We start from the raw sequence: 8,133 nt of genomic DNA, 5'->3' as shown, positions 1-8,133 counted from the left end.
GGGGCGCATCCTGGTGCTGCCGATGGGTGCGCCCGTGGTCGATTTCGCCTATGCGATCCACTCCGATGTCGGCAACACCTGCGTCGCGGCCCGGATCGATCGGCGCTTGGCCTCGCTGCGGACGCCATTGCGTAGCGGGCAGACCGTCGAGATCATCAATGCTCCGGGCGCCAAGCCGAATGCCGCCTGGCTCAATTTCGTCGTTACTGGCAAGGCGCGGGCGAGCATCCGCAGCTATCTGAAGAATCTGCAGAACCGTGAGGCCGAGGTGTTGGGCCAGCGCATGCTGTCCGCCGAGCTGGCGGCCTTCGGGCTGAGCTTGGAGCAGGTCGGTGAGCCACGCATCCTGGCGCATGCACTCGAGAGCGGGCTTGAAGACAGTGGCAAGCTGTTCGCGGAGATTGGCCTGGGTAATCGCATGCCAATGTTGATCGCGCGGCGTCTTGCGGGTCCATCGGAGCCAGGGGTGGGGGCCGAGGTCGCCTCCAACGTCGAGCCTCAAGGGTCTGAGGAGATCCACCGAAGTGCCCGCCGACTCGCGATTCGAGGCACCGAGGGGATGGTCGTCCATTTCGCGCGTTGCTGCCGTCCGATTCCTGGTGATCCGATCACGGGACTTTTCAACGCTGGTAAGGGCATCGTGGTCCACCGCAATGAGTGTCGCAACCTCGGCGACTTCCAGGCGAAGCGCGACAAATGGCTCGAGGTCGAATGGGCGGAGAATCCGCAGGCCGAGTTTCAGACCGAGATTCGCGTCGATGCCGGGAATCGCCGCGGTGCACTGGCGACCATTGCGAGCGCGATTGCCGAGCAGGGCTCCAACATCGAGAACGTGAATTCACGGGAGAAGGATGGGATGACCACCACGCTCGACTTCCTGGTCAATGTGACAGGTCGCAAGCATCTCGCCGGGATCATGCGCCGGTTGCGTCAGATCCCCGCTGTAACGCGGATCGTGCGGTTGTCCAATGCGGGACGGTTGCGCTAGCCGGCGACGCCTGTCGGGGTCGGCGACGACAAGCGCCGATGCGATGGGCTGTGCGGCGCAGCGACATCGCGCAGCGGGTCATCGTGGGTCAACGCCTGCGATCGCGAAACGGGCGTCGACCTCGGTAGGCAGTGATCTGCTGCACGATGACCTGAAAGGGCAGCTCGTCCAGGCTGCCAAAGCGGCTCACCGCAGTCTCGACAATCGCATCCACATCATCGATGGTCGTCGGCACCTGCGCATCCGGGTTCAAGGCCATGTAGAGGCCACGCAAGCCGCCGACCTGCACACGCATCGCCTTGGCATGGGGCAGCGCTGATTGTCCGTCGGTGGTCTTGAGCGCAAAGCGCGCCTGGCCGCGAAGGAGCGACAGCAGGTCTACGCAGCGCGACTGTGCCGCATCGGCCTGACAGCGCACCCCTTCACGTTCGGCGATGCAGAAACGCTCGGCGCGGCTGCAGGCGCACTGGTTGGTCAGGATGCTCTTCTCGAACGGGCAGTAGCGGTCATTGATCGCACCGTAGGTCTCGCGGAAGACTTGGTTGTCCATTCTAAGGCCCTCTTAGGCGATTGCCGGTTACTTATCTGCCGGTCAGGTCGCTGAGGCGGCGTCGGTCGCGTTTAGTGGGTCGACCGCCTTCGGTGCGCGCGATTGGCCCAGCTGCTCGGCGTTCCTCGACGATCTCTTGACGCCTGAGCCGGCTCTGCTCCTCCTCCTCGAACAGCAAGACCGCCTCGCTGGCGGGGCGACGCTGTTTGGAGATGGCCTTGATCTCGATCTGCCATTCGAGCTGGCCCTTATGGATACTGAGCCGGGTACCCGGCCGCACGCTTCGTCCCGGCTTTGCGCGCTGGCCGTCGACATGCACCTTGCCGCCGTTGATGGCCTCGACCGCGAGGGGTCGTGTCTTGAAGAAACGCGCGGCCCATAGCCACTTATCCAGCCGCTGCGCGCCGCTCTCGTCGGCGCCTGTCGTGTCTGAGCTCATCGGCCGGCACTCAAGGATTGATGCTCATCGCTGTTCCAGCAGTGGATCGAGCTGACCCGCCCGATCCAGTGCCGCCATGTCGTCGTAACCACCGATATGTCGATCACCAATGAAGATCTGCGGCACAGTGGTGCGTTGACTCCGTTGGATCATGGTGCGCCTCTCCTCGCGATCTTTGTCGACGCGAATCTCGTCGAAGTCGATACCTTTCTGCTGCAATAGCCTGCGCGCACGCACGCAGAAGGGACAGAAAGCGGTTGCATACATCTGCACGATGGGCATGTCGTTGGTCCTACCCTAACTGCTCGGTGCCGAGCGTGCTGGAGCGCTCGGCCAGCTTGGCGACCGCCGCAGCCCAAGCCGCCGAGCAAACTGCTTGAAATCTGGCGACTGCGGCCGGATGAGGCAAGATTGGCACAGGCGCATTGAAGGCGCCAAGTCCAATGCGAGCCTTGATTTCTCATCTCTACCCTGGCAGAGCCGATTATCACGCCGATGTACCGCACCACACCGCCCGTCATTCGTCTCAGCGACTATCGCCCCCCCGAGTTCTTGATCGACGATGTTCGACTGAGCGTCGAGCTCGACGAGCAGTGCACCCAAGTCGAGGCCGAGCTGAGCCTGCGTCGAAACCCAGCGGCGACCCGTGGCAATGGCGATCTGCGGTTGGATGGCGAGCAGCTCAAGCTCGAAGCGATCAGCCTGAACGATCGGGCGCTGACCCCAGCCGAGTATCGACTCGAGGAGGATCATCTGCTCGTGCACCGTGTCCCCGATCGGTTCCGGCTACAGACTCGGGTGCAGTTGAATCCGAGTGCCAATACGGCGCTGGAAGGACTCTATGTCTCGGGTGGCATGCTTTGCACTCAGTGTGAGGCCGAGGGCTTTCGGCGCATCACCTATTTCCTCGATCGCCCGGATGTGATGGCGCGCTATCGGGTCAGCCTGATCGCTGACTCCAAGCGCTATCCGGTGCTCCTGGCCAACGGCAATCCGGCCGGCGAGGAGCAGCTCGCCGATGGGCGGCTCTGTGTGCACTGGGACGATCCATTTCCAAAGCCGAGCTACCTGTTCGCGCTCGTTGCTGGCGATCTGCGTGTGGTCGAGGATCGTTTCGAGACCGCCTCCGGCCGCCAGATCCCATTGCGCATCTATGTCGAGCCCGGCAACGAGGACAAATGCGAGCACGCGATGCAGTCGCTGATCCGCGCCATGCGCTGGGACGAGGAGCGCTATGGCCGCGAATATGATCTGGAGCTGTTCAACATCGTTGCCGTGAGCCACTTCAACATGGGCGCGATGGAGAACAAGGGGCTCAACGTCTTCAATGCCAAGTACATCCTGGCGAGCCCTGAATCGGCCACCGATACCGATTTTGCCGGCATCGAAGGCGTGGTTGCGCATGAATACTTCCACAACTGGACCGGCAACCGCATCACCTGCCGCGATTGGTTCCAGCTGAGCCTGAAAGAGGGCTTCACCGTCTATCGCGATCAGGAGTTCTCGGCCGATATGGGCTCGCGCGGGGTCAAGCGCATCGAGGATGTGCGCCAGCTGCGGGCACGCCAGTTCCCCGAGGATTCGGGGCCGATGGCGCATCCGGTGCGACCCGACTCCTACATCGAGATCAATAATTTCTACACCGCGACTGTCTACGAAAAGGGTGCTGAGCTGGTGCGGATGCAGGCCAATCTGCTTGGTCCGGAGCGCTTTCGCCAGGCGACTGATCGCTACTTCGAGCGTTTTGATGGCCAAGCGGTCACCACCGATGACTTTGTTGGCTGCATGGAGAGCGCTAGCGGCATCGATCTGACCCAGTTCAAACGCTGGTACAGCCAGGCTGGCACGCCGCAGCTCGACTGTGCAGGCCGCTATGACCCGGCGACTGGCACCTATCAGCTCGAGGTAAGGCAGCACACGCCGGCCACGCCGGGGCAAGCAGACAAACAGCCGCTGCATATCCCGTTTGCGGTCGGCCTGCTCGACGCCGATGGCCAAGACCTCCCGCTGCAGCTGCAGGGCGAGGCGACGGCCCCGGCGCCAGGCACGCGCATGCTCGAGCTGCGCCAGCCGGTCGAGACCTTCGTCTTCACTGGGCTTGACGCTCAGCCGGTGCCCTCGCTACTGCGCGGCTTCTCGGCCCCGGTGCAGGTCTGCTACCCCTACACCGACGAGCAGCTCAGCTTTCTGATGGCGCACGACAACGATGGCTTCAACCGCTGGGATGCGGCGCAGACATTGGCGCAGCGCCTGTTGTTGGCAATGGTGGCTGACCCAGCATTGGCAGCGCCGGACGGCTTCATCGAGACCGTTGAGCGGGCGCTCCGGGATGCGGCCGCGGGTGTGATTTCTGATGCGATCCCCGATGCGCCCTCAGGTAGCGCTAAGGCGGCCTCGAGTATCGCCGCTGATGCCGCGCTGATCGCCGAGGTGCTCACGCTGCCCTCCGAGAGCTATCTCGGTGATCAGATGCAGGTGGTCGACGTCGACGGCATCCATCGCGCCCGCCAGGCGCTTGCCACCGAGATCGGCAGCCGGTTGCGCGAGCCGCTGCTGGCCGCCTACGAGCGCACCCGCAGCGATGCTGGATTCGACCTGAGCCATGCCTCGATGGGTCGTCGCGCGCTGGGTAATCTCTGCCTGAGCTATCTGGTTCGCGCTGGCGACGCCGAGGGGCTGAGCCTGGCGCTAAAACAATTCGACGCCCAGCAGAACATGACCGATGTGATTGCGGCGCTGCGGATGCTAGTCGAGGCGCCTGCGCGGGCTGTGGCGACATCTGCAGGAGGAGCAGCGCATGCTGCTGGAGCCAAGGCCGGGGTCGAGTCCGGCAGAGTAGCCGGTGGCAGCTCTGACGTCGGACCCGGAGCAGACGCCGATGCCGTGCCGGCCAATGATGTCGGCGAGCAGGCACTCGCGGCCTTCTATCAGCGCTGGTCCGCTGAGCCCTTGGTGCTCGACAAATGGTTCGCGCTGCAAGCGCAGAGCAGCCGGAGCGATACCCTGGCGCGGGTCGAGCAGCTGATGCAGCACCCGGACTTCTCGCTCACCAACCCGAACCGCGTGCGGGCCCTGATCGGCGCCTTCGCCGCTGGCAATCCGGTGCGCTTCCATGCTGCTGATGGCTCAGGCTACCGTTTCCTGACGGATCGGATCATCGAGCTCGATCCGCTGAATCCGCAGATCGCATCACGCCTGGTCTATCCGATGACGCGCTGGCGACGCTACGATGAGGGCCGCCAGCAAGGGATACGTGCCCAGCTCGAGCGCATCCTTGAGGTCGAAGGTCTCTCGAATGATGTCTATGAGGTGGTCTCGAAGAGCCTAACCGACTGAGTCTTGGCGTGGAGCGGTTCAGACGAGCAGCTGCTGCGGGGTTTCACAGAGTGCTCGTCTCGATGGCGCGGACTTCGTCGTCGGCCGCTAGGCCGAGGAAGCCGCGGGTGATGACCTGGGTGCCTGGCTCGAGACCGGCGACAATCTCGACCTGATCAGTGATGCGAACGCCGGTCTCCACCGCTTGGCGCTGCGCCTTGCCGGCCTCGTCCATGATCCAGACGAAGGGGCCATCGCGATCCTGACGCAAGGCGCGGAAGGGGACCATCAGGCGCGGGATGCCTCTGCTCTCGAAGCGGACCCGGATGAACTGACCATCGCGCGCCCCGGCCGGGATCTGGTCGAAGGCGATCTCGACCTTGGCTTGGCGGCCGATCTCGGACAACCTGGGGTGAATGCGCAGGATGCGGCCAGGGACTGTCAGTCCGCCCAAGGCATCGATGCGGATCTGGACCGGGTCACCGACAGTGAGCTCCGGTAACACCAGCTCTGAGACAAGCACCTCGGCGATCAGCGAGGCCGGGTCGGCAATACTGAGCAGATGGGTGTTCTTGGTGACGAAGTCGCCGGGCTCGGCGAGGCGCGCGATGATCAGACCGGCAAAGGGTGCGCTGATCTCAGTGAACGCGAGCCGTGTCTCGAGCACACGGACCTGGGCCTCGGCCACCGCGACCGCGGTCCGCGCCTGCGCGATCTCATCCTCTGACGCGCCACCACGCCCAGCCAGCCCTTCGAGCCGTTTGAGATCGAGTCGCTCTTGCGCCGCGGTGGCGCGTGCTGCATCGAGCTCGGCGCGGAGCAGGTCGTCGTCGAGCCGGATCAGGGGCTGTCCTTGCTCGACGGCATCGCCCTCGAAGACCTCGAGCTCCGTGATGCGGCCTTCCTCTTGGCTATGCAGTCGGACCAGGCGGCGCAGGCGCAGGCTACCAGGACGCTCGTGTGGTACCGAGACCGAGGTCCGCTCAGCGGTGATGGCCGTGACCAGATGCTCAGCGGCTGGACGCGAGGGCTTGGAGCCAGCGCGGTCGGCGGCTGAGTTCGAGCCAAACGGCGACTCGCTGCAGCCGGCGCTCAGTAGCGCAAGACAGAGAAGGGCAATGGCTCGCCATCGGTTTGGCTCTCTGCCGAGACAGCGATAGCGGCACTGCAGGCGAGGAGCGCGACTCACGCGCCCTGTCGGGTAATGTCGACGGCGTTGACCGAGGTGGTTGGGGCCGTTGAGCTAGCGCCAGCGTCACGATACTCGTAGTGCTTGATCTGGCGACGGATATTGCGCTGAATGATCACGCCCAGCACCTTCCAGTCTAGACCCGTCAGCTCGATCTCGGGGAAGCTTGGGTCCAAGGCCAGCAGCCATTCGCGACCCTGATCGTCGCGCCGGTACTGGCGCATCCAACGCACGCCCTCGACCTCGGCGAACACGAACATGCCGTCGCGGCATTGCTCGGTCGGCTCCACGATCACCACGCATCTGTCTGGAAACTCCGGCTCCATATCGGGACCGAGCACCTGCAGCGCGTAGGGCTCGTGCATACTGCAGCCGGTGCCTTCCAGCATGGGTTCTGACATCATAAGACCTCATCTCTTATCGCAAGCGGATGGCTTCGACGTCGAAGCTGACTCCGACTCTCTGATCTGCGGCCTGGGGCCCTGATCATCAACGAGCACTCATCCACGAGCGCTCATCAACGACCGCCGATACCTGCGTCCATGATTCGAATCCATGCCGCCACGGAGCGCGTCCACTCAGATCGGCGCGATCGATACAACCTGCGTGGCATCTTGCCCTATCTCGCCGAGTTTCGTGGTCGCGCGCTGCTGGCCCTGGGCTGCCTGGTCATGGCCAAGCTTGCCAATGTTGGCGTGCCGATCGTGCTCAAGAACATCGTCGATGCCTTCGAGCAGGCCCGCGAGCAGATCTTGGTGCTGCCGATCGGTCTGCTGATGGCCTACGGTGCGCTCAAGCTGAGTAGCTCGCTGTTCAACGAGCTGCGCGACGTGGTCTTTGCGCGGGTGCGCTTTCGCGCCATGCGGCGCCTCTCGACGCGGGTGCTGACGCATCTCCATCAGCTCTCGCTCAGCTACCACCTTGGGCGCCAGAGCGGGGCGGTGAGTCGGGATCTGGAGCGTGGGACGCGATCGATTGCGACCATCCTCAACTATCTGGTGTTCAGCGTGATCCCGGTGCTGGTCGAGTTCACGCTGGTGGCCGCGGTGCTGCTGACCAAGTATGAGCTGATCTTTACCCTGGTGACCTTTGGCACCGTGCTGGTCTACGTCGGCTTCACCTTCGCAATTACCGAATGGCGGATGGACTATCGCCGCCAGATGAACGTGCTTGACTCGCGCGCCAACACCCAGGCCTTCGATAGCCTGCTGAACTACGAGACGGTCAAGTACTTCGGCAACGAGCGCTTGGAGCTGGATCGTTACGACAATACCCTGGCCGAGTGGGAGGATGTTGCCGTCAAGAGTCAGTCGTCGATGTCGCTGCTCAACTTCGGCCAGGGCAGCATCATCGCCGTCGGTGTCACCATCATCATGGCCTACGCGGCCCAGGGCGTGGTCAACGGCAGCATGAGCATCGGTGATCTGGTGCTGGTCAACGCCTTCATGCTGCAGCTGTTCATCCCGCTCGGCTTCCTCGGCATCGTCTACCGGCAGATCAAGTACGCGCTGGCCGATATGGACCTGGTCTTCAAGCTGCTCGAACGAACGCCCGAGATCACCGATGCGCCGGGCGCCCCACCGCTGGTGCTGAATAAGGGCGCTGTGCGCTTCGAGCGCGTCGGGTTCCATTACCAATCCGAGCGCGCCATC

8 protein-coding genes are annotated in these 8,133 nt (G+C 63.6%); 3 read left to right on the top strand and 5 right to left on the bottom strand.

All coding sequences use genetic code 11. The features are described from left to right. Positions 1-988, top strand: a 988-nt coding sequence (locus tag ACY693_RS10610) for an ACT domain-containing protein (RefSeq protein ID WP_462321798.1), incomplete at its 5' end; no start/stop codon positions are given. 88 nt (positions 989-1,076) lie between these two features. Here the strand turns inward: ACY693_RS10610 and ACY693_RS10605 are convergent. The 3 genes from ACY693_RS10605 to grxC are packed head-to-tail and all read right to left on the bottom strand — an operon-like array spanning position 1,077 to position 2,259. Continuing rightward, complete coding sequence (locus ACY693_RS10605; RefSeq protein WP_462321797.1) at positions 1,077-1,538, bottom strand: hypothetical protein; 462 nt, start codon at positions 1,536-1,538, stop codon at positions 1,077-1,079. Positions 1,539-1,569: 31 nt separating this feature from the next. After that, the gene (locus tag ACY693_RS10600) at positions 1,570-1,977 is read right to left on the bottom strand and encodes an RNA-binding S4 domain-containing protein (protein ID WP_462321796.1); all 408 of its coding nucleotides are present in this window, start codon (positions 1,975-1,977) and stop codon (positions 1,570-1,572) included. A gap of 24 nt (positions 1,978-2,001) precedes the next feature. Beyond that, the gene (gene grxC, locus ACY693_RS10595) at positions 2,002-2,259 is read right to left on the bottom strand and encodes a glutaredoxin 3 (RefSeq protein WP_462321795.1); all 258 of its coding nucleotides are present in this window, start codon (positions 2,257-2,259) and stop codon (positions 2,002-2,004) included. 213 nt (positions 2,260-2,472) lie between these two features. On the opposite strand from grxC, the gene pepN reads away from it, so the two are divergent. Then, entirely contained in the window at positions 2,473-5,313 is a 2,841-nt protein-coding gene (pepN, locus tag ACY693_RS10590) for an aminopeptidase N (protein WP_462321794.1), read from the top strand. 43 nt (positions 5,314-5,356) lie between these two features. Here pepN and ACY693_RS10585 read toward each other — a convergent pair whose 3' ends face one another. Both ACY693_RS10585 and ACY693_RS10580 read right to left on the bottom strand, forming a co-directional pair. Beyond that, positions 5,357-6,481, bottom strand: a complete 1,125-nt coding sequence (locus tag ACY693_RS10585) for an efflux RND transporter periplasmic adaptor subunit (protein WP_462321793.1) — start codon at positions 6,479-6,481, stop codon at positions 5,357-5,359. Beyond that, positions 6,478-6,882, bottom strand: coding sequence for a S24 family peptidase (locus ACY693_RS10580; RefSeq protein ID WP_462321792.1), 405 nt, complete (start codon positions 6,880-6,882; stop codon positions 6,478-6,480). The genes ACY693_RS10585 and ACY693_RS10580 overlap by 4 nt, the downstream gene beginning before the upstream one ends. 141 nt (positions 6,883-7,023) lie before the next feature. Between ACY693_RS10580 and ACY693_RS10575 the strand changes: the two genes are divergently transcribed. Continuing rightward, the coding region (locus ACY693_RS10575; RefSeq protein ID WP_462321791.1) for an ABC transporter transmembrane domain-containing protein at positions 7,024-8,133 on the top strand (1,110 nt) is incomplete at its 3' end.

The sequence above is a fragment of the Halochromatium sp. genome, assembly GCF_054919635.1.
The sequence above is the reverse complement of the archived record's forward strand: the minus strand, read 5'-3'. Positions and strand labels throughout refer to the sequence as shown.